Source organism: Lichenibacterium dinghuense, assembly GCF_021730615.1.
In the GTDB taxonomy this organism is placed as follows: Bacteria; Pseudomonadota; Alphaproteobacteria; order Rhizobiales; family Beijerinckiaceae; genus Lichenihabitans; species Lichenihabitans dinghuensis.
In genome coordinates, this window is sequence record NZ_JAJLMN010000001.1 from 4,152,538 (window position 1) to 4,177,535 (window position 24,998).

The window sequence follows — 24,998 nt, forward strand, 5'->3', positions numbered from 1 at the left end:
GCATCTCCGCGCGATCGCGGAGGTCGCCCTGATCGCGATCCGTCCCCAGGGGGCGAAGCCGTCGTCGAACGGCCATTCCGCGGCATGCGCGACGCCGTCGCCGGAGCATGGGATCGGATTCGATCGGCGTCGCAGGTCGCCCCGCCCCTCGTCGCGTCGGTCCCGCCGAGCGTCGCGATGGCGGACGTCGCCCGGCATGGCCCGCGCGTGCCCCGTCCGTGGTGCGCGGATTCCCCGTACAGGCGTCCCTGCAGAGCGGAAGCGAGCTCGAAGGGAAGGTCCTCAATGAGACTCACCCTCGTCCCCGACGGTGACCAAGATTTCCGGTCCCACGGGCCATGCCCGGATCCTGCACATCGCTCCGGGCCGACAGCCATCGACCTGTTCCGCCACGGACGGGCCCGTGGTGAACACCGACGACCAGTCCCTCGCGGCGACCTCCAAGACGCCGCCGGCCAGAACGAGCGTCGTCATGACGCCCGCCATGATTCTCGGCAGCTTGCCTCGCGCAGCCAATCCGGCGGCCAGCAGCAGCACGATGCAGCACTGACCCAGGAAGAAGTAGCGACCTCCCCGGCCTCCCGAAACCATGTCCTGGACCTGCTCCAACGCGCCGACCTGGTTCATCACCGAAGCCAGGACCGACGCTCCGGCGAGGACCAGGGCCGGAAACCGTCCGAGGCTGTCCCTCGCGATCGCTGCCACGCCGGCGATCAGTCCCAGGCCCACCGCGGCGAGCTGCACCCTGGCCGCGAGAGTGTCGAGGCCGGGGGCGCCGGCGTTCAGGAAGTTGATCGGCAGGACCAGGGCCAAGCCCTCCTGCATCGCCATCGGCACCAGTACGAGGAGCGAGACGTTGAACGGCCGCACCGCCGAGATCTGTCCACGGTGGGCGAGAATCACGCCGATCTGCACCGCCGAGGCTGCAGCCATCACGGCCAGCATGGCCCAACCGTAGGCCGTCCTCCGCCGCCACGCTGCGACCAGGAAGACGGGCCCCAAGATGCAGGATGGCAAGCCCGTGAGTCCGCAGACGGCGAGCAGCGCGTAGCGCAACGCCGCCCTCACACCCCCCGCGGGAAGATCTTCCCCGAGGCAGATCAGCAGTGCCAGCAGGGAGCACGTCCACTGCACGTTCGTGGCCGACAGGTAGACCTCGTAGCCGGCGGGCAGGAGGGCGAGCATCACCGCTGCCACGGCTCCGACCCACCTGGGCAGACCGTGGGCCCGCACCCAACCGTCCAGCATCCAGCAGCAGAGCAGCGAGACGATCAGTGCCGCGTATGTCGTCACCCACGCGATGTCCCTCACCGGAACCAGCTTGGCGGCTGCTACGAAGGCGTTCGTGAGAAGCTGATAGTTCCCGTTCACGACCAGCCCCAACCCTTTCCGGATGGGAAGGTGGCGCAGCCGCTCCCAATAGAGCCCCCCTTCTTCGGCCCACAGACGAGGGCGCAGAAGGAGCGCGGGACTGCGCAGCGCCAAGGTGGCCAAGAAGATTCCGCAGGTCAGCAGGGAGCTGGCCGCAGGGCGGGGCAGAACCATGCCGCGAATGCGGACGGGCCCGAGAGGGATGGCGGACATGAGCTTCCCTGGCCGAGGAGGCGACCTATTTGGGCTTCCTTATCCGATCTTCGGTAGAGGTGCATGGGATTTCACAACGCCAGATCTGAACGGTTTTCATCGATCCGGCGTGAAATAATTCCTCAGGCGCTCACCCGCCCGGGGACGACCTCGCCTCGGCAGCCGAGTGCGATGCGGATGGGTTTCCCCTGTCACCGAGGGGAAGGAGCGATGGGAAACCGCAGGGGGCCGCGGGACGGGTCGACCCGGTGAAAGGTCAAGAGAGCGGATTTCTCCAGGGCCTCGAGCCACGGCCTCGGGTGCTCGAGGGCCGACGCATCCGCGCGCCCATGGCCCCAGCCGTTGACGGACCTCAGGTTACCGCGAAGCGGCGTTCAAGCTGAAGACCCGCCTCACCGCGCCGCCACGGCGGCGGCGGCCCCGGCCATCATCGAGGCGCCGACGCGGTTGACGGCCCGCATGCGGCGGCCGTCCACGAGCCAGTGGCGCGCCCCCGCGGCGGCCGAGGCCCAGGACAGGTCCACCGTGGCCAGCACGACCACCATGGTCGCGACGAGCTCCGCCCAGCCGACGACCCCGACATGGCCGAGGTCGACCACCGAGGGGAGCAGCGCCACGTAGAACACCATGTTCTTGGGGTTGCCGAGCGACACCAGGAGGCCGGCGCCGAACAGGCGCCAGGGCTGCCGCCGCTCGGGCGCCGCCGCGGCGGCGTCGGGGCCGGCCGAGGTCGGCGCGTGCCACATGCGCCAAGCCAGGACGAGCAGATAGGCGACGCCCGCGTATTTGAGGACCGCGAAGGCCGCGCCGAACGCCTGCGCGGCGGCGGACAGCCCCGCCACGACGAGCGTCAGCCACACGGCCTCGCCGAGCCACAGGGCGACGAGGAAGGGGAGCACGTCCCGCAGCCCGCGCGTCAGCACGCGCGACACCAGGGCGGCGACGCTGGGGCCGGGCGAGCCCGCGCCGACCGCGAGCGCCAGGGCGAAGATCGCCAATGCCGTGCCGTTCATCGATCAGCCCTCCCGCCGCGCGCCGAGCCTACGCGCCCGGCCGGGGAAGATGAAGCCGGGTCGCCCGGCGGCGTCAGGGCTTGTCCGGCTTCTCGGCGGCCGCCGGAGGGTTGGCGCCGCTGACGCCCTGCTTGACCATCTTGCTGCCGGAGGTGCTCGCCTGCGCGCCCTCCCCCTGCCGCCCGCCGGGCGCGGGCTCGCCGTTCGGCGCGGTGCCTTCGGCGCTGTTGATCCCGGCCTTGGCGCCGTCGACGATGCCGCCCGGCGCCAGGTTGGCGTCGGCCTGGGCGAGGGCAGGGGACGCGCCGAGGGCAAGGAGGGCGGCGAAGATCTTCGGGGTCTGCATGGCGGCGCTCGGGACGGATCTGCGCGCCAACGCCCGCGCGCGCTCAGGAGGTCCTGGCGGCGCGGCCTCACCGCTCGGCGTCGGCCTCGCCGCGCGCGATGCGCAGGCGCAGGAAGCGGCTCGCCAACAGCATCTCGTAGGTGAAGGCGCCGAGCGCCGCTATCGTGCAGAGGATCGCGAGCGCGAAGAAGCCGTAGAGCATGGAGGCCGCGACGCCGTTGCGCAGCGCCCCGTAGAACAGCGTGATCACGGCCGCGCAGGTCGCCGAGCCGCCGACCGCGCCGAGGATCACCGCCGCGTCGAGCGCGTGCGAGCGCACGCGAAGCCGGTCGAGCCGGTGGCTCATCTGGGCCTTCTCGCTGTCCGACGCCCTGGCGACCGTTTCGGCGATCCGGTCGACCTGATCGGCCACGCGCGCCAGCCGCGAGGTGAACACGTTGATCAGCGTGCCGATGCCGCTGAGCAGGAACACCGGCGTCAGCGCGAGCTGGATGGTGTGGGCGACGTCGTCGAGCTTGGCGAAGGCGGGCGGGGACAGCGGCATCGGCGGGCGTCGGGTCGGCTCGGGCGCGGAAGCGGGACTCGGCTTGGTAGAGGCGGCCGGGCGGCCCGGCAAGGGTTCGAGGGGCTGCGACCGTTTGGAACCTCCGCCGGCTCCGTGGGTTCGGATGCAGCACCCACCAGGGAGAAGTGACATGGACACCGATCGCATCACCGGCGCCGCCAAGGAACTCGGCGGCAAGGTCCAGGGCGCCGTCGGCAGCGCGACGGGCGACAAGTCCACGGAGGCCGAGGGCAAGGCCCGGGAACTCGGCGGCAACGTCCAGAACGCCTACGGCCAGGCCAAGGACGCCGTGAAGGACGCCGCCTCCAACGCGGCCGATGCCGCCAAGGACGCCTACAACAACGCCGGCTCCTACGGCTCCAAGGCCCAGGACGCGGCGAAGAACGCCTCCGACACCCTGAAGGACGCCTACAACAACCCGGACCGCTACGTCGGCGGCGCGCGCGACGCCGTGCAGAACGCGGCCGGCGCGGCGCAGGGCTACGCCCAGGACGTCTACAACAACTCGGGCGACTATTACCGCCAGGGCGTCGACACCGTGACCCACAAGGTCGAGGAGAACCCCCTGGTGGCGCTGCTCGTCGCCGGCGCGGTCGGCTACGGCCTCGCCCTGCTGATCCACGGCCGCGGCTGAACCCCTCAGGCCCGCGGTTGCGGGCCGGCCGAGACGCGACCATCGAGGCCCGGAGCGACCGCTCCGGGCCTTCGCTTTTGGAGGCGCGCGCCGGCCCACATGACCGATGTTTAATCCGCCCGCCCGCCCGGGGCCTCATTGGGCGGGCAGGGTGGCATCCTGTCCCGCGCCGGAACGATCGGCCTGGGGGTGAATTGACGAAGCGGAGACGGTCGCCGGACAGGGGCGGCCCGGAAGGAGGCGAGATGATCACCCACGTCCGACTCGGGTTCATCGCGGTCGCCTGGATCATGGTCCAGGCCATCCTGGTGGCGGATGTCATCTACAGGGTGTCGCAGGCCTCCTGAGGTTTCTGCAGACGAATCCGGAGGGCCCGGCCGGGACGTCCCGTGCCGGGCCCTGTCGCGTTCAGACCGAGACCTGGGCGCCGAGCTCCACCACGCGGTCGGACGGGATCGAGAAGAAGTCCGTCGCGGTCGCGGCCTGCTTCGACAGGGCGATGAACAGGTGGTCCTGCCACTTCGGCATGAACGAGTGGTTGGACGCCTTGAGGGTGCGCCGCCCGAGGAAGAACGACGTCGTCATGATGTCGAACTTCAGCCCCGCCTTGCGCAGCGTCGCCAGCGCGGCCGGCATGCGCGGGATCTCCATGTAGCCGTAGGACAGCGTGATGGCCGTGAAGCTGTCGCTCATCGGCTCGATTCGGTAGCGGTTGCTCGGCGCCACGCGCGGCGCGTCCACCGTCTTCACCGACATGATCACGATGCGCTCGTGCAGCACCTTGTTGTGCTTGAGGTTGTGCATCAGCGACGAGGGCGCGACTTCGGGGTCGCTGGTCAGGAAGATGGCGGTGCCGGGCACCCGCACGGGCTTGCTCTTCGCCAGCATGGCGATGAGGCCGCGCGTCGAGATCGAGTCGCGATGGGTCTTCTGCGCCAGCAGCGCCGTGCCGCGCACCCAGGTCCACATCAGCAGCATCGAAGCCGAGGCCAGCAGCAGCGGCACCCAGCCGCCGTCCAGCACCTTGGCGAAGTTGGCCAGCAGGAAGGCCACGTCGATCACGAGGAAGAAGCCGATGAAGGGCACGGCCCAGACCTTCGGCCAGTTCCACATCTTGGTGACGACGAAATAGGCCAGCGATGTGGTCACCACCATCGTGCCCGTGACCGCGATCCCGTAGGCGTTGGCCAGCGCGTCCGACGACTTGAACAGGAACACCAGCAGCAGCACGCCCACCAGCATCATGCGGTTGGCGCGGGGCACGAAGATCTGCCCCTCCGTGGTCTCGGAGGTGTGCAGGATCTCCATGCGGGGCAGCAGCCCGAGCTGGATGGCCTGGCGGATCAGCGAGAAGGCGCCCGTGATGACGGCCTGGCTGGCGATCACGGTGGCGAGCGTCGACAGCACCACGAAGGGGATCAGCGCCCAGTTCGGCACCATCAGGTAGAAGGGGTCCTTCACGGCGGCGGGGTCGTGGATCACCAGGGCGCCCTGGCCGAGGTAGTTCAGCAGCAGCGCGGGCAGCACGAAGAGGAGCCAGGCCGTCTGGATCGGCTTGCGGCCGAAGTGGCCCATGTCGGCGTAGAGGGCCTCGGCGCCCGTGACGGCCAGGAACACGAGGCCGAGCGTGACGAAGCCCGTCGCGCCGTTGCCGAACAGGAAGCGGAGCCCGTGCCACGGGTTGAAGGCGGTGAGCACCACCGGCGCGTCGGCGATGTGGATCACGCCGAGGAAGCCGATCAGCCCGAAGAACAGCACCATCACCGGGCCGAAGAAGGTCGCGACCTTCGCGGTGCCCGAGCGCTGCACCGAGAACAGGGCGATCAGGATCACCACCGTGATGGGCAGGATGTAGGGCACGAGGCTCGCCTGGGCGACGCCGAGCCCCTCCACGGCCGACAGCACCGAGATGGCCGGCGTGATGATGGCGTCGCCCGAGAACAGCGCCGCGCCCATGACGCCGAGCAGGAACACCGCGCCGCCGCGGCGGCCGAGCGCGTGCTGGGCCAGCGCCATCAGCGACAGCGTCCCGCCCTCGCCCTTGTTGTCGGCCCGCATCAGAAAAACGACGTATTTCGCCGTCACCGTGATCAGCAGGGCCCAGATCAGCAGCGAGATGATCCCGATCACCTCGCTCTGCGGCACGGCCTCGGTGCCGTTGTGCTGCAGTGCGGTCTTCAGCGCGTAGAGCGGGCTCGTGCCGATGTCGCCGTAGACGACGCCGATGGAGCCCAACGTCAGCTTGGCGAAGCTGTCCTTGGCGTGGGAATGGGCCGAGGCCGCCGGAAAGGCCGCGGCGGGATCGGCCGCGACCCCGGTGGCGGGCGCCGAATCCGGCGCCGTCGCCGCGGCGGCCCTGTCGCCCGGGGGCGTGGTGGCGGAAGGCGACACCGCGCCGACTGTTTCCTGCGACATCATCGTGCCTTCGACGGCGACCCGTTCCACGCCGCGGCAGGGGTGCCGGAGCGCCCTCCAGATAGCCCCGAATCCGGATGGGGAGAAGGGGGCCGCCAGCATGCCGCACGATGGCTGCCATGTTGCGATGCAACAAAGCGGGGGCTAAGTCCCCGGCCGTCCCTCCCTTTCGCGGCCCGCCATGACCCGCCTGCCCATCGACGACGCCCTGCCGGAGCTGCTGGCCACCCTGCGCGGGCGGCCATCCGCCGTGCTGGTGGCGCCGCCCGGCGCCGGCAAGACGACGCGGGTGCCGATCGCTCTGCTCGATGAGCCCTGGACGGCGGGCGGCCGCATCCTGCTGCTGGAGCCGCGGCGCCTCGCCGCCCGCGCCGCGGCCGAGCGCATGTCGGCGACGCTCGGCGACGCCATCGGCGGCACGGTCGGCGTGCGGGCGCGGTTCGACACGGCGGTGTCGGCCCGCACCCGGATCGAGGTCGTCACCGAGGGCGTGTTCACCCGCGCCGTGCTGGACGACCCCGAACTCGGCGGCGTCGCCGCGGTGATCTTCGACGAATACCACGAGCGCTCGCTCGACGCCGACGCCGGCCTCGCCCTGGCGCTCGACGTGCAGGGCGCGCTCCGGCCCGACCTGCGCGTGCTCGTCATGTCGGCGACGCTGGACGGCGCCCGCGTGGCGGGCCTGCTCGGCGACCCCGCATCGGGCGGCGCGCCGGTGGTCGAATCGCGGGGCCGCGCCTTCCCGGTCGAGACGCGCTACATGCCGCGCGGGCCCGACGAGCGGATCGAGGAGGCGGTGGCCGAGGCGGTGGTGCGCGCGCTGCTCTCCGAGCCCGGCTCGGTGCTGGCCTTCCTGCCCGGCCAGGGCGAGATCGCCCGCACGGCCGCGATCCTCGCCGGAAGACTCCGGCCCGGCGAGGCGGAGGTCGCTCCGCTCTACGGCGCGCTCGACCGCGCCGCACAGGACCGCGCCGTGCGGCCCTCGCCGGCCGGGGCCCGCAAGGTGGTGCTGGCGACCTCCATCGCCGAGTCGTCGCTCACCATCGAGGGCATCCGGGTCGTGGTGGATTCCGGCCTCGCCCGCGTGCCGCGCTTCGAGCCCGACCTCGGGCTGACGCGGCTCGAGACCGTGCGGGTGTCGCGCGCCTCGGCCGACCAGCGCCGCGGCCGCGCCGGCCGCACGGAGCCGGGCACCTGCTATCGCCTGTGGGCCGAGGCGGCCGACGGCGCGCTGCCGCCCTTCGCCCGGCCCGAGATGCTCGACGCGGACCTTTCCGGGCTCGTGCTCGACCTCGCGACCTTCGGCGTCGCCGAGCCCGCGACCCTGCGCTGGCTCGACCCGCCGCCCGCGCCCGCCGTGGCGGAGGCGAGAAAGCTCCTCGCGGGCATCGGCGCGCTCGACGGCGGCGGCGTGACCGCGGAAGGGCGGGGCATCGCCCGCATCGCCGCGCCGCCGCGCATCGCCCGCATGGTGGTCGAGGCGGCGCGGCGGGGCGCGGCCGGGCTCGGCGGCGAGGTGGCGGCGATGCTGGTCGAGCGCGGCCTCGGCGGCGCCGGCGCCGACCTCGCCGAGCGGCTGGAGCGCTGGCGGCGCGACCGCTCGTCGAAAGCCGAGAACGCCCGCGGCCTCGCGCGCACGTTCTCCAAGGCCGGCCGCGCCGCGGCGGGGGAGGCGAGGGACGAGGGCGCGCTGTCGCCCGGCATCGTGTTGGCGCTGGCCTTCCCGGACCGCATCGCCAAGGCGCGCGGCAGGCTGGGCGAGTTCCTGCTCGCCAACGGCCGCGCCGCCGCGGTCGAGCCGCAGGACCCTCTGGCGCGCGCGCCCTTCCTCGCGGTCGGCGAGATCACCGGCCGCGCGTCGAGCACGCGCATCCTGCTCGCCGCGGCGCTCGACGCGGGCGAGGTCGAATCGGCGGCCGGCGCAGCCGTCACCACCGCGGACGAACTCTCCTTCGACCCCGCCCGCGCGGCGCTCTCCGCCCGCCGCGCGACGCGGCTCGGCGCCATCCTGCTCGGCGAGAGCAACCTGCCGGTGCCGGGCGACGAGGCCGCGGCCCTCGTGCTGGCCGAGGGGATCGCGCGGCTCGGCGTCGAGCGGCTGCCCTGGTCGAAGGCGCTCGGCCAGTGGCGCGACCGCGTCGCCTTCCTGCGCGCCGCCGCCCTGCAGACCGGCGACGGCGAGCCCTGGCCCGACCTGTCGGACGCGGCGCTGCGCGAGGCGGCGGCGGACTGGCTCGCGCCCTTCCTGCTCGGCAAGGCGTCGCTGCGGGAGGTCGGCGCCGACGACCTCGGCCAGGCGCTCGACGCCCTGCTCGACCGCGCGCTGCACCGGCGGCTCGACGCCGAGGCGCCGACGCATTTCGAGGCGCCGACTGGCTCGCGCCTGCCCGTCGACTACGCGGCCGAGGGCGGGCCGGCGATCGCGGTGCGGGTGCAGGAGCTGTTCGGCCTGTCGCGCCATCCGGCGCTGGCCGGCGGGCGCGTGCCGCTGGTGCTGGAATTGCTGTCGCCGGCGCACCGGCCGATCCAGATCACCCGCGACCTGCCGGGCTTCTGGCGCGGCTCCTGGGCCGCCGTGCGGAGCGAGATGCGCGGCCGCTACCCCCGCCACCCCTGGCCCGAGGACCCCGCCGCGGCGGCACCGACGATGCGGGCGAAGCCGCGGGGGACGTGAGTCGCGTCTCTCGAGCGGCATCCGGCCTCAGGCCAGCCATCCCCAGGCGACGCGCCTCCTCGCCCCGCCCTCGCCGAAGCCCCGCACGAAGGCGGTGCACAGGGCGGCTCCGCCGGCCGCGGCGAGCGCCATGTACCAGGCGTCGGGGTAGCCCCACGTCAGGTGCGGGCTGTCGCCGGCGACCAGGGTGGGGAACACCAGCACGGCCGCGGCGGCGATCAGGGCCGCGTCGCCGACGCGCAGCCCGCGCCGGGGACGCGCTCCTGGCCGTGCCGAAGCCGCTCGAGGTCCCGCCGCATGGTCGAGGTCCATCCCCGTCGCCTCCGGGCAGGCTGGCGTCGAGCGCGCGCGAAAACAATTCGGGATGATTTCGGCTGGGGCCGGAGCGGTCCGGCCGGCGCCGGCCTCACTCCGCCGGCATGGGCTTGAAGCCCTGCCGCCGGCGGAACGGCCAGCGCACCCGCTGCAGGCGGGCCATGCCGAGGTAGATGATGGGCGTCGTGTAGAGCGTCAGGGCCTGGCTGAGGATCAGCCCGCCCATGATCGTGACGCCGAGCGGCCGGCGCAGCTCGGCGCCGACGCCCTCGCCGAAGGCGATCGGCATCGCGCCGAAGAGCGCCGCCAGCGTGGTCATCAGGATGGGACGGAAGCGCTCGATGCAGGCCGCCGTGATGGCGTCGCGCGGGCTCAGCCCCCCGTCGCGCTCGGCGTGGATCGCGAAGTCGACCAGCATGATGCCGTTCTTCTTCACGATGCCGATGAGCAGGATGATGCCGATGAAGGCGATCACCGTCAGCTCCATGTCGACGAGCCTGAGCGCCAGCAGCGCGCCGAGGCCCGCCGAGGGCAGGGTGGACAGGATGGTCAGCGGGTGGGTGAGGCTCTCGTAGAGCACGCCGAGGATGATGTAGATCGACAGCAGCGCCGCGAGCAGCAGCAGGCCCTGGCCGCCCGCGCCCTGCTGGAACACCAGCGCGTCGCCGGCGAACTCGGCGTGGAGCCCGTCCGGCAGGTGCATCTCGGCCACGGCCTGGCGGATCTCGTCGCTGGTGGCCTCGAGGCTCGCGCCGTCCTTGAGGTTGTAGCTCAGCGTCACGGACGGGAAGGGCCCCTGGTGATTGACCACCAGGGCGGCGTTGCGGCGCTTGATCGTGGCGAAGGCCGACAGCGGCACCTGCGCGCCGCCGCGGCCCGGCACGTAGATGCGGGTGAGGTCGGAGGGGTCGCGCTGGTCCTGCGGCGCCACCTCCAGCACCACGCGGTACTGGTTGCGCTGCGTGTAGATGGTGGACACCTGCCGCTCGCCGAAGGCGTCGCCGAGCGCGTCGTCGATCGACTGGATCGACACGCCGAGCCGCGACGCCGCCGGCCGGTCGATCACCACCTCGGCCTCGAGGCCGCCCTGCTCGCGGTCCGTCGACATGTCGACGACGCCGGGCACCTTGCGCAGCCGCTCCAGCACGCGCGGCTGCCACTCCTGCAGCTCGTCGAGGTCGGAGTCGGACAGGGTGAACTGGTAGGAGCCCTTGCCGCTGCGCCCGCCGGCCCTCAGGTCCTGGATCGGGATCATGAAGAGGCGGATGCCCGGCGTGTGTTCCAGCTTTCCGCGCAGGCGGTCGATCACCTTGGCGGCGGTGGGGCGCTGGCCTTCGGGCTTGAGCCCGATGAACAGCGAGCCCGAGTTCACCCCCCCGCCGCCCCCGATGAAGGAGCCGACGCCGTCCACGGCCGGGTCCTTGAGGATCACGTCGGCGAGGCCCTGCTGAAGCGTCGCCATGGCGGGGAACGACACGTCGGCGGCGGCCTCCGTCATGCCCATGATGAGGCCGGTGTCGTCCTCCGGAACGAAGCCCTTGGGGGTCGTCTTGAACAGCTCGACGGTGAGGCCGATCGTCAGCAGCATCACTAGCACCATCACCCAGGGGTGGCGCAGAGCGAGGCGCAGCGAGCGGGCGTAGCCGCCGACCAGGCGGGCGAGGCCGCCCTCGACGATCCGGTCGAACAGGTTCGGCGCGCGCTCGTCGTGGGCGCGCATGAAATGGGCGCAGACCATCGGCGTCAGCGTCAGCGACACGAGGGTCGACACCACGACCGCGAAGGTGAGGGTGAGCGAGAACTCGCGGAAGAAGGCGCCGATGATGCCGCCCATGAAGACCAGCGGCACGAAGGCGGCCACGAGCGACAGCGAGATCGACACCACCGTGAAGCCGATCTGCTTCGAGCCGAGCAGCGCCGCCGCGACGGGCTTCAGGCCCCGCTCGATGTTGCGCGACACGTTCTCGATCATCACGATGGCGTCGTCGACCACGAAGCCGACCGAGATGGTGATGGCCATCAGGCTGAGGTTGTCGAGCGAGAAGCCCGCCACCCACATGCAGGCCACCGTTCCCGCGAGGGAGAGCGGCACCGCGACGCCGGCCGCCAGCGTGGGCGTCGCGCGGCGCAGGAAGGCGAAGACGACGCCCATCACCAGCGCGATGGTGATGAGCAGCGTGACCTGGATGTCGTTCACCGCGGCGCGGATCGTGACCGTGCGGTCGGTGAAGATCGAGATGTCGACGCCGGCCGGCACCCAGCGGCGCAGCTCGGGCAGCAGCGCCTTCACGCGGTCCACCGTGTCGATGACGTTGGCGCGTGGCTGCTTGGTGACGATGAGCAGCACGGAGGGGCGCTTGTTGTACCAGCCCGCGGCGCGCCGGCTCTTGTTGCCGCGCTCGACCGTCGCGACGTCGCCGAGCTTCACCACCGTGCCGTCGCCGCTCTTCACCACGATGCCGGCGAAGTCCTCGGGCGTCGACAGGCGGTCCGAGGTCGCGAGGGTTTCGGTGAGGTCCGGCCCGTCGAAGGAGCCGATCGCCTGGCCGACGTTCGCGTTGCCGATGGCGGTGCGGATCGCGTCGACCGACAGGCCCATGGCGGCGAGCCGCTGCGGGTCGATCCGCACCCGGATGGCCGGCTGGGCGGCGCCGTTCACCGTGACCTCGGCGACGCCGTCGACCTGGCTGATCTTCTGCGCGATGACGGTGTCGGCCGCGTCGTAGAGGGCCGTGACGGGCAGCGTCTTCGAGGTCAGGGCCAGGATGATGACCGGAAAGGCGGCGGAATTGGCCTTGCGGTAGGTCGGCAGGGCCGGCAGGTCGCCGGGCAGGTCCGTCACCGCGGCGTTGAGGGCCGCCTGCACGTCGCGCGCCGCGTCGTCGACGTTGCGGCTGAGGTCGAACTGGAGCTGGATCGAGGACGAGCCGAGCGAGGAGTTCGACGTCATCTCGTTCACGCCGGCGATCTCGCCGAGTCGCCGCTCCAGCGGCGCCGCGACGGTGGCGGCAATGATGGCGGGGTCGGCGCCGGGCCGCGCCGCGCCGACCCGGATGGCCGGGAAGTCGACCGCCGGCAGGCTCGCCACGGGGAGCTGAAAGTACGCGACCGCGCCGACCAGGAACAGGCCGATCGACAGCAACGCCGTGCCGATGGGCCGGCGGATGAAGGGCGCGGAGATGTTCACGGCGCGAGGGGGCCGAGGAGCGGCACGCCGCACGTGCGCGCGGCGGCGCCGAGGGCACGGTCCAGCGTGGCGAGGGGCAGACCGGTCGCTTGAGCCAGCGCGAGATAGGCGGCGTCGTATGGTGTTAGGCGGTGGGCGCGAGCGAGAAGCAGCACTTCCGCGTCGTTCCCCGGCCCACGATCATCTATGGCGATCTGCGAGAAGCGCCCAAGCAGCACTTCCGCGTCGCCCACCGGAAGGCGTTTTCTCCGCTCGGACAGCAGCAGGATGCTGCGAACCTCATGGCGCAAGATCGACGGCGCGATGCCCGCGGTGCCGTCCAAGGCGTCCAGCACGGCGTCCGTTGCTTCGGTCTTCTCATCGGGCAGGAGCCACGCGGCGACCATCGAAGCATCGACGACGATCAATATCGGCGTCCTTCGTCTCGCCGCGCCAGAATCTCTTCGGCTGTCGTCGGCGGGATGCCTTTTCGGATCTCTTTGATCGCGTCGATGGCCTCTCGCGTCGTCGATCTCGGCGGCGCTTCGCCTTTGACAGTCGCAACGAGCACCTCGCCCCGCGCGATGACGACGTCTCGTCCAGCCTCGGCCTCCGCCACGATCTCAGACCAGCGCGCGGCCCCCTCCGCGACATCCACCCTCAGCGTCATCCCACCCTCCTGGGTTGAACCCGTCATCATGCGCCGGCGCAGGCGGCGCTACTCCGCGGCCCGCCGGATCTCCGGCGCGGCCTCGGCCTCGACGTCCGGGATCGCCGTCGTGCCCAGGCCGAAGCGGCGGCCGAGCGCCTCCATCTGCAGGTAGATCACCGGCGTGGTGTAGAGCGTCAGCAGCTGGCTCAGCAGCAGCCCGCCGATGATGGTGATGCCGAGCGGCACGCGCAGTTCTGCGCCCGACCCGTGCGCCAGCGCCAGCGGGATGGCGCCGAACAGCGCCGCGAGCGTCGTCATCATGATGGGCCGGAAGCGCAGCCGGCAGGCGCGCTCGATGGCGTCGAAGGGGGACAGCCCCTCCTCGCGCTCCGCCGCGGTGGCGAAGTCGATCATCATGATGGCGTTCTTCTTCACGATGCCCATCAAGAGGATGATGCCGATCAGCGCCACGATCGACAGCTCGTGGCCCGTCGCCATCAGGGCCAGCAGCGCGCCGACGCCGGCCGAGGGCAGCGTCGACAGGATGGTGAGCGGGTGGATGAAGCTCTCGTAGAGCACGCCCAGCACGAGGTAGATCGTCACCACGGCGGCCAGCACGAGCCAGGGCTCGCCCGCCAGCGAGCGCTGGAACTCGGCCGCGTCGGCCCCGAAGGCTCCGACCAGCGCTTCCGGCATGCCGATGTCGCGCTCGGCCTCGGCGATGCCGGCCACGGCCTCGCCGAGCGACGCGCCCTTGGCGAGGTCGAACGACAGGGTGGCGGCCGGGAACTGCTGCAGGTGCGCGACGCTGAGCGGCGCCGTGGTGCGCTTCAGCGTTGCGAAGGACACGAGCGGCACCTGGGCGCCCGGCGTCGAGGCCGTGGTGGTGGCGGCCGTGGTGACGCCGCCCGTCGAGGTCTGGGCCGTGGTGGTGCCGGTGGTGACGCCCACGTAGAGCTTGTCGAGCACGCGCGGGTCGTCGGACGAGCCCGGCGCCGCCTCCAGGATGACGCGGTACTGGTTCGACTGGCCGTAGATGGTCGAGATCTGCCGCTGGCCGAAGGCGTCGTTCAGCGTGTCGTCGATCATCTGCGCGGTCACGCCGAGGCGGCCGGCCTTGACGCGGTCGATGTCCACGTAGGCGCGCAATCCCCCGTCCTGCTCCTCGGCCGCCACGTGGGCGAAGAGCGGGTCGCGGCGCAGCCGGCGCGCGAGCTTGTTCGACCAGTCCGTCACCTGGGCGGCGTCGGTCCCGGTGAGCGTGTACTGGTACTGCGAGCGGCTCGCCGTGGTGGCGATCTGGATGTCCTGCACGGGCTTCACGAAGGCGGTCGCCCCGGCGATGCCGGCGAGCTCGCCGCGCACCCGCTCGGCGATCGCGGTCGCGTCCTCGCGCCGGTCGTCGGACGGCTTCAGGGTGAGCTGGAGGTGCGCGACGTTGGACGTGGGGTTCAGCGTGCCGACGCCCACCACCGCCACGACGCCGGTCACGGCGGGGTCGTCCCGCAGCGCCGCCTCGGCCTCGGCCTGCAGCTTGGCCATGCCGCCGAAGGAGGCCGAGGGCGCGCCCTCCAGCACGACATCGATCAGCCCCGTGTCCTGCACGGGCAGGAAGCCCTTCGGCACCACGACGTATAGGTAGACCGTGAGGCCGAGGGTGAGCAGCGACACCAGCGTCATCAGCCCCTGCCGGCGCAGGGCGAGAGCGAGCGTCACCTCGTAGCCGCGCGCCATCCAGGCCACGGGCGCCTCGGCGGCGCGCATCAGCCAGGGCTCGCGCGCCCCGTGGCGCGGCGCCCGGAGCAGGCGGCCGCACATCATGGGCGTGAGGGTCAGCGAGATCACCGCCGACACGATCACGGCGAAGGTGAGCGTGAGGGCGAACTCGCGGAACATGCGGCCCACGATGCCGCTCATGAACAGCAGCGGAATGAAGACCGCGATCAGCGAGGCGGTGAGCGACACCACCGTGAAGCCGATCTCGCGCGCGCCCTTCAGCGCCGCCTGGAGCGGCGGCTCGCCCTCCTCGATCTGGCGCACGACGTTCTCGATCATCACGATGGCGTCGTCGACCACGAAGCCCGTGCCGATGGTCAGCGCCATCAGGCTGAGGTTGTCGAGGGAGAAGCCCGCGGCCCACATCACGCCGAAGGTCGCCACGATGGACAGCGGCAGCGCCACGCCGGCGATGATCGTGGCCCGCACCGTGCGCAGGAACAGCAGCACCACCAGCACGACGAGGCCGGCCGCCAGCACCAGCGTGAACTCGACATCGCGGATCGAGGCGCGGATCGTGTCGGTGGAATCGTGCACGACCTTGAGGGTCACGCCGGCCGCGAGGCCCTTCTGGAGCTGCGGCAGCTCGCGCAGCACGCGGTCCACCGTCTCGACCACGTTGGCGCCGGGCTGGCGCTGCACGTCGATGATCACGGCGGGCTCGCCCGCGTACCAGCCGCCGACGCGGCTGTTCTCCAGCCCGTCCACCACCTTGGCGACGTCGCGCAGCAGCACGGGCGCGCCGTTGCGGTAGGCGATGACGACCGGCTCGTAGCTCTTCGCGGCGTCGATCTGGTCGTTGGCCGCGATCGTGTAGGCCTGGGCCGTGCCGTCGATCGAGCCCTTGGCGGCCGCGACGTTGGCGGCCACGATGGCGGCGCGCAGGTCTTCGAGCGAGAGCCCGTAGGCGGCGAGGCGCGACAGGTCGGCCTGGATGCGGACGGCCGGGCGGATGTTGCCCTCGATCGACACGTGGCCGACGCCCGACACCTGCGAGATCTTCGGCGCCAGCACCGTGTCGGCGACGTCGGAAAGCTCGCGCAGCGGGGTCGCGCGCGAGGACAGCGCCAGCGTCAGCACCGGCGTGTCGGCCGGGTTCACCTTGGAATAGGTCGGCGGGTAGGGGAGGTTGCGCGGCAGGGTCGAGGCCGCGGCGTTGATGCCGGACTGCACGTCCTGCGCGGCGGCGTCGATGTCGCGGTCGAGGTTGAACTGCAGCGTGATCTGGCTGAGCCCGAACGAGCTCTGCGACGACATGGAGCTGAGCGACGGGATCTGCCCGAACTGCCGCTCCAGGGGCGCCGTGACCAGCGTCGCGATCGTGTCCGGGTTGGCGCCCGGCAGCTGCGTCGTGACCTGCACGGTGGGGAAGTCCACCTGCGGCAGGGACGACACCGAGAGCTGCCTGTATCCCATCAGCCCGGCCAGCAGCACCGCCACGGCGAGCAGCGCGGTGGCGATGGGGCGCAGGATGAAGGGGGCGGAGATGCTCACGGCGCGCGTCGCATCAGTTCGACGCCCCAGCCTGTCCGCCCTCGCGCCGGCGGCGGTGGCGTCGGACCGCTTCTGGTCCGCCCGCCTCGGCGTCCGCCTTGGCGTCGACGGCGTGGTCCGGCGCGGCGCCGGCCTCGGCGGCGGGGGGCGCGGCGGTTTTGTCGTCCCCGGCCGGCTTCGCGGCGTCGGGCTTCGCCGGGTTCGCGGACGCGGTCGCGGTCGAAACGGCCACCTTGGTGCCGTCCGTCAGCCGCGTGAAGCCCGTGGTGATGACCTCGGCCGGCGGCGCGAGGCCGGCCGTCACCACCGTGTCGGCCTCGGTCTGCCGCCCGGTCTGCACCTTGACCATCACGGCCTTGCCGTCCTCGACGCGGTACACGAAGGGCCCGTCCGGCCCGCGCTGCACGGCCGGGGTCGGCACGACCACCACGTTCTTCAGGACGTCCACGTAGAGGCGCAGATTGACGAACTGGCCGGGCCAGAGCTGCCCGTCGGCGTTGGGGAAGCTGCCCTTCATCTTCACCGTGCCGGTGGTCTGGTCGACCGTGTTGTCGATGACCTGCAGCGTGCCCGTGTCGAGCAGGTCGTTCGTCGAGCCGTCGTGGGCTACGAGGCGCAGCGTGCCCTTCGCGGCGGCGCCGTTGACCTGCCGCAGCCATTGCTGGGGCAGGTTGAAGATCGCCGCGATGGGCTTGACCTGCGCGATCGTGACGATGCCCGTGGAGTCGCTGGCGTGGACGATGTTGCCGGCGTCGACCTGGCGGATGCCGGTGCGCCCGTCGATGGGCGAGCGGATCGTGGCGTAGTCGAGCGTCGCCTTGGCGTTGTCGATGGCGGCCTGGTCCTGGGCGATCTGGGCCGTGTACTGCGCCACCAGCGCCTTCTGCGTGTCGGCCTGCTGGTGCGAGCCGTACTGGGTTTCGGCGAGCTTGGCGTAGCGGACGAGGTCGACCTGCGCGTTGCTCAGCAGCGCCTCGTCGGACGCCTTCTTGGCGACGGCGCTGTCGTAGAGCGCCTTGTAGGTGGCGGGATCGATGCGGGCCACCACGTCGCCGCGCTTGACGTCCTGTCCCTCGCGGAAGTCGATCTCGACGAGCTTGCCGTCGATCTGCGAGCGCACCAGCACGCTGTTTGTGGCCTGCACGGTGCCGAGCACGTCGGCCGTCACCGGCACGTCGGCGGTGCGCGCCCGCTCGGCCAGGACCGGGATCGGCCCGTCCGCGGCGAAGCGCCGGCGCCGCTTGCCGCCGCCTTCCCGGCCGTCGCCGTCGGCGTCCGCGGCCTTGTCGGCCGCGGCCACGGTCAGGCCGGGCACGTTCGGCAGCCAGGGCACGCGGGCGTGGAGGGCGGGCATCCGCTCCGCCGCGACGGCGGCGCCGAGCGCGACGACGACCAGGAGGATGAGGAAGCGCTTCATGATCGCCCCGCCGGGACAGGCCCGTTCGCCGTGTAGCCGCCCCGGTCGACCGCGAGCCCCTGCGCCGGCGCCGGGTCTGGCGACACCGCTTGGAGCGGCACGGGCGTCAGGCCGTCGAGGGCGGGAAGTTCGAGCAGGTCCGGCCGCGTCCAGCCGCCGCCGATCGCCTGGGCGAGGCTCGACAGCGCCGTGAAGCGCGCGAGGCGCACGACCGCTTCCGCGTCGAGCGCCGCGAACAGGGTCTGCTCGGTGTTGATCACGGTCAGGATGTCGATGGTCCCTTCGCGCAGGCGCACCTTGGTGATGTCATAGGCCAAGCGGGCCGAGGCCACGACTGCGGCCAATCGCTTCTCGTGCTCGGTGTTCTGCTGCACCGCGATCAGCGCGTTCTCGACGTCCACGAAGGACTGCACCAGCGAGCGCCGGTAGTCCTGCAGCAGCTCCAGGTCGCGCCCGCGCTGGAGGTCGAGCTCGCCTTTCAGCGCGCCGCCGTCGAGCAGCGGCGAGGCCAGCCCCGCGCCGAGGTTGCCGAAGCCCGCGGCCGGCGACAGCAGCGTGCGCAGCGCCGTGCTCTCGATCCCGCCCCCCGCGGTGAGCGTGACGGTGGGGAACAGCGCCGCGCGGGCGGCCAGCACGGACGCGTCGGCCGAACCCAGGCTGAGGGCGGCCTCGGCGACGTCCGGCCGGCGGCGGATCACCTGGGACGGCAGGCCGGGGGGGATCGTCGGGGCTTTGAGCGCGTCGAGGCTGCCACCCTTGATGGCCAGGCTTTCCGGCGCGCGGCCGGTCAGCAGCGCGATGGCGGTCTTGGCCTGCTGGAGCTGCTGTTGCAGGGGCGGGAAGCTCGCGAGCTGCTGGTCGACCACGCTCTGCTGCTGCGCCACCTCCAGGGCCGTGACGGTGCCGACCGCGAGCCGGCCCTTGATGGCTTCGAGGCCGAACCGCGCCTCCCTGAGGTTCTGGTCGGCGATCTTGAGCCGGTCCTGCGCGGACAGCAGCGAGAAGTAGCTGTTGGTGACGGAAGCCACCGCGGTCAGCACCAGCGTGTCGCGGGCGAAGCGCGTCGCCACCGCGTTGCGGGCCGCGGCGAGGCTGTTGAAGCGGTTGCGGCCCCACAGGTCGAGCTCGTAGCTCGCCGTCAGCCCGAGGCTGAAGCTGTTGGTGGCGATCGTCCGGCCGCCGCCGTCCCCCGATCCGCCCAGCGCCGCGCCGGAGCGGGTCGTTGTCGGCGTGAAGGAGCGGCCGGTGGAGTTCGACGAGGTGATCTGCGGGAACAGCGGCGCGGACGAGACCGCCGTCTGGGCGTCGGCCTGCAGGATGCGGGCGGCGGCGGCCGCCACGTCGAAGTTGTCGTGCGCCGTGACCTCGGCCAGGCGCGACAACTCGGGCGAGCCGAACACCTTCGGCCAGTTCACGGGCAGCGGCTTCGCCGGGGCGTCGGCCGGCGCGTGGCTGAAGGCGACGGGCGTCGGCTGCTCAACCGCGGGGCGCACCTCGTCGAACGAGCAGGCGGCCAGCGACGCCGCCACCAGCCCCGCGGCGGCGAGGGACGCGGGGACGCCGCGCGCGCCACCCTCTCGTGCCGCCCCTCGGGCGAAGCTTGCCACCTTGCTCGACCCCCGACTCGACGCGCTCGGTCGGGGATTCGCGCCCGTCCGGCCGCCCCTGTTTAGAAAGGTTTTACCGGCGAAAGGAAGGCCGGCGCGTCGCGCGGCGGTTTCATCCCTGTGGCAATCGCACCGGCGCGCGGGGCATGATCGGTCCGACCGCACGCGACCCGCACAGGAGCCACGACCATGACCGCCACGCCCGAGATGCGCTTCGGCCCGATCCACCCTGGCGCCACCATCGGCCACGTCCACCTCAAGGTCGCGGACCTGGAGCGCGCGCTCGGCTTCTACTGCGGCGTGCTGGGCTTCGCGCTGATGCAGCGCTTCGGCACGCGAGCCGCCTTCGTGTCGGCGGGCGGCTACCACCACCAGATCGGGCTCAACACCTGGGAAAGCCTCGGCGGGCCCCCGCCGGCGCCGGGCACCACGGGGCTCTACCACACGGCCGTGCTGTATCCGACGCGCGCCGCCCTGGCCGACGCCCTGCGCCGGCTGGTCGCGGCCGGCATCCCGCTCGACGGCGCCAGCGACCACGGGGTGAGCGAGGCGCTCTACCTGCGCGACCCCGACGGCAACGGCGTCGAGCTCTACTGCGACCGGCCGCGCGACGCCTGGCCGCTCGACGCGGAGGGCGGGCTCGCGATGTTCACGCGGCGCCTCGACGTCGAGGCCCTGCTGGCCGCCGGGTGACGGCTCGGCCGGCGCCTCAGCCGGCGTCCTGGCGCTCGATGTGCTCCTTGAGGTCGGCCATGGAGGCGAAGCGGTGGGTGCCGCTGTCGGTCTCCACCTCGATCGTCCCGTCCGAGAACAGCACGTAGGAGGCGCCGTTGGCCTCGTAGCGGCCCACCACCGTGGGCGCTTCCAGCAGAACGGGCGCGGCGGGGCGCGGCGCTTCCGGCACCGCGACGGGCGCGGCGCGCGGGCGCGGCTCGGGCGCGGCGGCGAGCGGGGCGGGGTCCGTCTCGACGGGCGCGGCGGGCGGCTCCGGCAGGGCGGGCTCGGGCTTCGGCATGCCGACCCGGGCGAGCTTGCCCGCGAGGCGGCCGCGGGCCGGCGCCTCCGCCTCCTCGGCGAGGTGCACGGCTTCCAGCCCCACGCCCGAGGCCGCGGCCCGCGCCGGGCGGCGCGCGAGGTCGCGCAGGGCGAAGAGCACGGCCGCGATGGCGATCGTGACCACGCCGGCCGACAGCGCCACGGTGCCGGCGACGGTCTCGGCCTGGCCCCAGTCGAGCCGGATGTAGCCGCTGCCGTTCCACAGCGCCGCGCCCCCGCCCGCGGCCAGCACGGCACCCAGGACGGCAATCACCCAAGCCATTCGTTCTGCTCCCCCGGCGCCCGTGCTGTCCGAAGCGCGCCGAAGCGTTACCAGGATGCCGGGACGGCGCAAAGCCGGCGCCCCGGCGGCCGTTGCCGGCCCGGTCCCTCGCCACTAGGTTCGGCTCCGGGGCGGCAGCGCCGTCGCGCGATTCCCGCCCGCCCTTCCGCGGCAAGACACAGGATTTGGAGCTTCGACCATGGCCTTCACGCTTCCCGAGCTGCCCTACAGCTACGACGCGCTGTCTCCCTACATGTCGAAGGAGACGCTCGAATTCCATCACGACAAGCACCACCAGGCCTACGTCACCAACGGCAACAAGCTGCTCGAAGGCACCGAGTTCGAGGGCAAGTCGGTCGAGGAGGTGGTGAAGGGCTCGTTCGGCAAGAACCAGGGCCTCTTCAACAACGCCGGCCAGCACTACAACCACATCCACTTCTGGCAGTGGATGAAGCCGAACGGCGGCGGCAAGCCGTCGGGCGCGGTCGAGAAGGCCCTGGTGGACAGCTTCGGCTCGCTCGAGGCCGCCAACGCCAAGTTCATCGAGGCCGGCACCACGCAGTTCGGCTCGGGCTGGGCCTGGCTCGCCGTCAAGGACGGCAAGGTCGAGGTGATGAAGTCCGCCAACGGCGAGAACCCGCTGGTGCACGGCGCTCACCCGATCCTCGGCGTCGACGTGTGGGAGCACTCCTACTACATCGACTACCGCAACCGCCGGCCCGACTACCTCAAGGCCTTCGTCGAGAACCTCGTGAACTGGGACCACGTCGACGAGCTGTACCAGGCCGCGGTGAAGTGAGCCGCGCGATCCGCACCGTCCGGGCAAGCCCCGCGTGATCGTCTGACCCCGTCCCGATCCGGGACGGGACCGCTGTCGCGGTCCCCCGGATCGGGTACAGGGGGGCGGGCCGCGGCGTCGCGGTTCGGAGAACGCGGGCCCGGATGTACAGACACCTGCTTTCCGTCGGCGGCATCACCCTGCTGTCGCGCGGCACCGGATTCTTGCGCGACGTCCTGCTGGCGAGCCTGCTGGGCAGCGGCCCGATCGCCAACGCCTTCTTCGTCGCCTTCCGCCTCCCGAACCAGTTCCGCGCCATCTTCGGCGAGGGCGCCTTCAACGCCGCCTACGTTCCCTCCTACTCGCGCGTGCTGCAGCGCGAGGGCAGCCACGCCGCGGGCTGGTTCGCCAGCCAGATCTTCACGATCCTGCTCGCCACGCAGGCGCTGGTTCTCCTGCTCGCCGAAGCCTTCACGCCGCTGCTCGTCGGGCTGCTCGCGCCGGGCTTCGACGCCGACCCGGAGAAGTTCGCGCGCGCCGTGCTGATGACGCGCATCACCTTCCCCTACCTGTTCTGCATGGTGCTGGTGACGCTGCAGTCCGGCACGCTGAACGCCCACCGCCGCTTCGCCGCCGCCGCCTTCGCGCCCGTGCTGCTCAACGTCGTGATGATGCTGTTCCTGGCCGTCGCCTGGCTGTTCCCCGACGCGGGGATCGCGGCCAGCGTCGGCGTCACGGTGTCGGGCGTCGCGCAGCTCGCCCTGATGTTCGCGGCCGCCCGGAGCGCCGGCGTGCTGGAGCGGGTGGTGCGGCCGCGGCTCGGGCCCGACGTGCGCCGCTTCTTTCGCGCGCTCGGGCCGGCGGTGATCGGCTCGGCCGGGCCGCAGATCGCCATCTTCACCGACACGATCATCGCGTCGCTGCTGCCCGACGGCAACGCGACGGCCTACTACGCCGAGCGCATCTACCAGCTGCCGATCGGCGTCATCGGCGCCGCGGCCGGCACGGTGCTGCTGCCGGAGATGAGCCGCTACTTCGCGGCCGGCGACACCGCGGGCGCGCTGCGGGCGCAGAACCGCACGGTGGCGCTCACCATCGCGCTGGCGGCGCCCTTCTTCGTCGCCTTCGCGCTGATCCCGGACGAGATCATGCGGGGCGTGTTCCTGCGCGGCAAGTTCACCGCGGAGGCGGCCTCGGCCTCGGCCTCCGTGCTGGTCGCCTACGGGGCGGGGCTCCTGCCCCTGCTGCTGATCTCGTCGGCGCGCTCCGGCTTCCAGGCCCGCGGCAACACCACGGTGCCGATGGCGGCCTCGCTGCTCGCCGTGGCGTTCAACTTCGCCCTGAAGCTCGTGCTCTACCGCCCCTTCGGGGTCGCGGGCCTCGCGGCCGCGACCGCGGCGGGCGCCTGGATCAACCTCCTCGTGCTCGGCTTCATCGGCTACCTGCAGGAGGTGGTGCGGCCGGACGAGACGGTGCTGCGCGTGGCGCTGGCGGTGGACGGCGCCGCGGTGGCGCTCGGCCTCTTCGTCGTCGTCGCGGACCGCCGCATCGGCGCCGCGGTGGCGAACGAGCGCTTCGCCGACGTGCTGCACCTCGGCCTCACCGGGGCCGGCGGCGCCGCGGTCTATGGCGCCGCGCTGGTCGTGGCGCTGCGGTTCGCCGGCGTGCGGCTGCCGCTGCGGCGGAGGCGGTAGGCGGCCGGGAGCGCGGGCAACCCGCCCGCATCCGCTCCCGCGCAGCTTCGGGCGCTCCCCGCTCCGCCGTCATCGCGAGCGGGGCGACGCCGTCCAGCCGACGCTCTCGATCTCACTTCGCCAGGGCGTCGAGCACGCGGGCCCAGGAGCGGGCGCCCCTCTGGAAAGACGTCAGCTCGTATTTCTCGTTCGGCGAGTGGACGCGGTCGTCGTCGAGCGCGAAGCCGATCATCAGGCTGTCCATCTTGAGGTCGGCCTTGAAGGTCCCGACGATCGGGATCGAGCCGCCCGAGCCGGCCATCACGGGCTCCTTGCCCCATTCGGCGTGGAGGGCGCGGCGCGCGCGGGTCAGCGCTTCGGACGAGAAGGGCAGCTGCAGGGCCGGGCTCGCCCCGTGGGGCAGGAACTCGGCCGTGCAGTCGGCCGGCAGCCGCTCGCGCACGAAGCTCTGGAACGCGGCGCGGACCTTGGACGGGTCCTGCCGGCCGACGAGGCGGAACGACACCTTGGCGGAGGCCTGCGCGGGCAGCACGGTCTTGAAGCCGGGGCCGCCGTAGCCGCCGGTGATGCCGTTGACCTCGGCGGTCGGGCGAGACCACACCTTCTCCAGCACGGAGCGGCCTCGCTCGCCGGCCGGCACCGACAGGCCGACGCCGTGCAGGAACTCGGCCTCGTCGAAGGGCAGGGCGCGCCACTGCGCGGCGACGTCCGCCGGCAGCTCGTCGACGCCGTCGTAGAACCCGGACAGCGTCACCCGGCCGTCCGCGTCGTGCAGGTCGGCCAGGATGCGCGACAGCACGTGGATCGGGTTGCGGGCCGCGCCGCCGAACATGCCGGAATGCAGGTCGCGGTCGGCGGCCTTGATGACGACCTCCTCGCCGACGAGGCCGCGTAGCATGGTGGTGATCGACGGCGTCTCCGCGTCCCACATGCCGGTGTCGCAGACGAGGGCGAGGTCGGCCCTGAGCGCGTCCTTGTTGGCCGCCACGAAGGCGGGCAGGGAGGGCGAGCCCGACTCCTCCTCGCCTTCGAACAGCACGGTGACCTCGCAGGGCAGGCCGCCGGTGTCGCGGAAGGCGCGGCAGGCCTCCACGAAGGTCATGAGCTGGCCCTTGTCGTCGGAGGCGCCGCGGGCGACGATCCGCGCGCCGTCCTGCAGCTCGGGCTTGAACGGGTCGGTGTTCCACAGGTTCAGCGGGTCGACCGGCTGCACGTCGTAGTGGCCGTAGAACAGCACGTGTGGCGCGTCGCGGTGGGCCGCCTTGGCGTGGCCGAGCACCATCGGCCGGCCCGCCGTCTGGTGCACCTTAGCCTCGAAGCCGAGTTCGGTCAGCTCCTTGGCGAGCCATTCGGCGGCGCGGTCGCACTGCGGCGCGTAGGCGGCGTCGGTCGAGATGGAGGGGATCGCCAGCAGCTCGAACAGCCGGTCCAGCGCGGCCGGGCGGTTCTGGTCGATGGTCTGCAGGACGGCGTCGATCGAGGCCATGGAGGGTTCCTGGTCGGATGATACGTTGCGGAAGGCTTACCAGCCGCCCCGATCACCGAACAGG

The 24,998-nt window shown here is 72.2% G+C and carries 19 protein-coding genes; 5 read left to right on the top strand and 14 right to left on the bottom strand.

The genetic code is table 11. From position 1 onward, the window contains the following. Positions 1–282: 282 nt before the first annotated feature. The 4 genes from L7N97_RS19740 to L7N97_RS19755 form a co-directional block, all read right to left on the bottom strand. Positions 283–1,494, bottom strand: coding sequence for a hypothetical protein (locus L7N97_RS19740; RefSeq protein ID WP_237479986.1), 1,212 nt, complete (start codon positions 1,492–1,494; stop codon positions 283–285). Positions 1,495–1,976: 482 nt separating this feature from the next. Then, positions 1,977–2,597, bottom strand: coding sequence for a LysE family translocator (locus tag L7N97_RS19745; protein ID WP_237479987.1), 621 nt, complete (start codon positions 2,595–2,597; stop codon positions 1,977–1,979). 73 nt (positions 2,598–2,670) lie between these two features. Further along, a complete protein-coding gene (locus tag L7N97_RS19750; RefSeq protein ID WP_237479988.1) occupies positions 2,671–2,943 on the bottom strand; it encodes a hypothetical protein in 273 nt (90 codons plus the stop codon). 67 nt (positions 2,944–3,010) lie between these two features. Continuing rightward, entirely contained in the window at positions 3,011–3,487 is a 477-nt protein-coding gene (locus L7N97_RS19755; protein WP_237479989.1) for a DUF2721 domain-containing protein, read from the bottom strand. Between the two features lie 151 nt (positions 3,488–3,638). Here L7N97_RS19755 and L7N97_RS19760 point away from each other — a divergent pair, with 151 nt between their 5' ends. After that, positions 3,639–4,142 carry a CsbD family protein gene (locus L7N97_RS19760; RefSeq protein ID WP_237479990.1) on the top strand — a complete coding sequence of 168 codons (504 nt, stop codon included), beginning with the start codon at positions 3,639–3,641 and terminating at the stop codon, positions 4,140–4,142. A gap of 408 nt (positions 4,143–4,550) precedes the next feature. Here the strand turns inward: L7N97_RS19760 and L7N97_RS19765 are convergent, their stop codons facing one another. Next, positions 4,551–6,557, bottom strand: a complete 2,007-nt coding sequence (locus L7N97_RS19765; RefSeq protein ID WP_237479991.1) for a potassium transporter Kup — start codon at positions 6,555–6,557, stop codon at positions 4,551–4,553. A 181-nt stretch (positions 6,558–6,738) separates the two neighbouring features. On the opposite strand from L7N97_RS19765, the gene hrpB reads away from it, so the two are divergent. Continuing rightward, positions 6,739–9,231: an ATP-dependent helicase HrpB gene (gene hrpB, locus L7N97_RS19770; protein WP_237479992.1), complete on the top strand. Its 2,493-nt coding sequence runs from the start codon at positions 6,739–6,741 to the stop codon at positions 9,229–9,231. 27 nt (positions 9,232–9,258) lie between these two features. On the opposite strand, the gene L7N97_RS19775 is transcribed toward hrpB, so the two are convergent. The 7 genes from L7N97_RS19775 to L7N97_RS19805 all read right to left on the bottom strand — a co-directional run bounded on the left by L7N97_RS19775 (position 9,259) and on the right by L7N97_RS19805 (position 19,658). Then, positions 9,259–9,543, bottom strand: a complete 285-nt coding sequence (locus L7N97_RS19775; protein ID WP_237479993.1) for a hypothetical protein — start codon at positions 9,541–9,543, stop codon at positions 9,259–9,261. A gap of 94 nt (positions 9,544–9,637) precedes the next feature. Next, the gene (locus tag L7N97_RS19780; RefSeq protein ID WP_237479994.1) at positions 9,638–12,733 is read right to left on the bottom strand and encodes an efflux RND transporter permease subunit; all 3,096 of its coding nucleotides are present in this window, start codon (positions 12,731–12,733) and stop codon (positions 9,638–9,640) included. Further along, positions 12,730–13,140, bottom strand: coding sequence for a type II toxin-antitoxin system VapC family toxin (locus L7N97_RS19785; RefSeq protein WP_237479995.1), 411 nt, complete (start codon positions 13,138–13,140; stop codon positions 12,730–12,732). The genes L7N97_RS19780 and L7N97_RS19785 overlap by 4 nt, the downstream gene beginning before the upstream one ends. Next, positions 13,137–13,382, bottom strand: a complete 246-nt coding sequence (locus L7N97_RS19790) for a type II toxin-antitoxin system prevent-host-death family antitoxin (protein WP_237479996.1) — start codon at positions 13,380–13,382, stop codon at positions 13,137–13,139. Before L7N97_RS19790 ends, L7N97_RS19785 begins: the two co-directional genes overlap by 4 nt. Before the next feature lie 48 nt (positions 13,383–13,430). Further along, the gene (locus L7N97_RS19795; RefSeq protein ID WP_237479997.1) at positions 13,431–16,634 is read right to left on the bottom strand and encodes an efflux RND transporter permease subunit; all 3,204 of its coding nucleotides are present in this window, start codon (positions 16,632–16,634) and stop codon (positions 13,431–13,433) included. Between the two features lie 13 nt (positions 16,635–16,647). Next, positions 16,648–18,051 carry an efflux RND transporter periplasmic adaptor subunit gene (locus tag L7N97_RS19800; protein WP_237479998.1) on the bottom strand — a complete coding sequence of 468 codons (1,404 nt, stop codon included), beginning with the start codon at positions 18,049–18,051 and terminating at the stop codon, positions 16,648–16,650. Next, positions 18,048–19,658, bottom strand: coding sequence for an efflux transporter outer membrane subunit (locus tag L7N97_RS19805; protein ID WP_237479999.1), 1,611 nt, complete (start codon positions 19,656–19,658; stop codon positions 18,048–18,050). The genes L7N97_RS19800 and L7N97_RS19805 overlap by 4 nt, the downstream gene beginning before the upstream one ends. Before the next feature lie 189 nt (positions 19,659–19,847). Here L7N97_RS19805 and L7N97_RS19810 point away from each other — a divergent pair, with 189 nt between their 5' ends. Beyond that, positions 19,848–20,351 carry a VOC family protein gene (locus L7N97_RS19810; protein ID WP_237480000.1) on the top strand — a complete coding sequence of 168 codons (504 nt, stop codon included), beginning with the start codon at positions 19,848–19,850 and terminating at the stop codon, positions 20,349–20,351. A gap of 16 nt (positions 20,352–20,367) precedes the next feature. On the opposite strand, the gene L7N97_RS19815 is transcribed toward L7N97_RS19810, so the two are convergent. Next, complete coding sequence (locus L7N97_RS19815; RefSeq protein WP_237480001.1) at positions 20,368–20,976, bottom strand: hypothetical protein; 609 nt, start codon at positions 20,974–20,976, stop codon at positions 20,368–20,370. Between the two features lie 199 nt (positions 20,977–21,175). On the opposite strand from L7N97_RS19815, the gene L7N97_RS19820 reads away from it, so the two are divergent. Together L7N97_RS19820 and murJ are read left to right on the top strand one after the other, a co-directional pair. After that, positions 21,176–21,775, top strand: a complete 600-nt coding sequence (locus L7N97_RS19820) for a superoxide dismutase (protein ID WP_237480002.1) — start codon at positions 21,176–21,178, stop codon at positions 21,773–21,775. A 143-nt stretch (positions 21,776–21,918) separates the two neighbouring features. Further along, positions 21,919–23,448: a murein biosynthesis integral membrane protein MurJ gene (gene murJ, locus L7N97_RS19825; protein ID WP_237480003.1), complete on the top strand. Its 1,530-nt coding sequence runs from the start codon at positions 21,919–21,921 to the stop codon at positions 23,446–23,448. 112 nt (positions 23,449–23,560) lie between these two features. Here the strand turns inward: murJ and L7N97_RS19830 are convergent, their stop codons facing one another. After that, positions 23,561–24,934, bottom strand: a complete 1,374-nt coding sequence (locus L7N97_RS19830; RefSeq protein WP_237480004.1) for a M20/M25/M40 family metallo-hydrolase — start codon at positions 24,932–24,934, stop codon at positions 23,561–23,563. Positions 24,935–24,998 lie beyond the last annotated feature (64 nt).

Coding starts and splice junctions, on each gene's coding strand:
- L7N97_RS19745 (WP_237479987.1), bottom strand. CDS start 2,597: ATGAACGGCACGGCATTGGCGATCTTCGCCCTGGCGCTCGCGGTCGGC.
- L7N97_RS19800 (WP_237479998.1), bottom strand. CDS start 18,051: ATGAAGCGCTTCCTCATCCTCCTGGTCGTCGTCGCGCTCGGCGCCGCC.
- L7N97_RS19765 (WP_237479991.1), bottom strand. CDS start 6,557: ATGTCGCAGGAAACAGTCGGCGCGGTGTCGCCTTCCGCCACCACGCCC.
- L7N97_RS19755 (WP_237479989.1), bottom strand. CDS start 3,487: ATGCCGCTGTCCCCGCCCGCCTTCGCCAAGCTCGACGACGTCGCCCAC.
- L7N97_RS19810 (WP_237480000.1), top strand. CDS start 19,848: ATGACCGCCACGCCCGAGATGCGCTTCGGCCCGATCCACCCTGGCGCC.
- L7N97_RS19750 (WP_237479988.1), bottom strand. CDS start 2,943: ATGCAGACCCCGAAGATCTTCGCCGCCCTCCTTGCCCTCGGCGCGTCC.
- L7N97_RS19790 (WP_237479996.1), bottom strand. CDS start 13,382: ATGACGCTGAGGGTGGATGTCGCGGAGGGGGCCGCGCGCTGGTCTGAG.
- murJ (WP_237480003.1), top strand. CDS start 21,919: ATGTACAGACACCTGCTTTCCGTCGGCGGCATCACCCTGCTGTCGCGC.
- L7N97_RS19775 (WP_237479993.1), bottom strand. CDS start 9,543: ATGGACCTCGACCATGCGGCGGGACCTCGAGCGGCTTCGGCACGGCCA.
- hrpB (WP_237479992.1), top strand. CDS start 6,739: ATGACCCGCCTGCCCATCGACGACGCCCTGCCGGAGCTGCTGGCCACC.
- L7N97_RS19815 (WP_237480001.1), bottom strand. CDS start 20,976: ATGGCTTGGGTGATTGCCGTCCTGGGTGCCGTGCTGGCCGCGGGCGGG.
- L7N97_RS19830 (WP_237480004.1), bottom strand. CDS start 24,934: ATGGCCTCGATCGACGCCGTCCTGCAGACCATCGACCAGAACCGCCCG.
- L7N97_RS19760 (WP_237479990.1), top strand. CDS start 3,639: ATGGACACCGATCGCATCACCGGCGCCGCCAAGGAACTCGGCGGCAAG.
- L7N97_RS19820 (WP_237480002.1), top strand. CDS start 21,176: ATGGCCTTCACGCTTCCCGAGCTGCCCTACAGCTACGACGCGCTGTCT.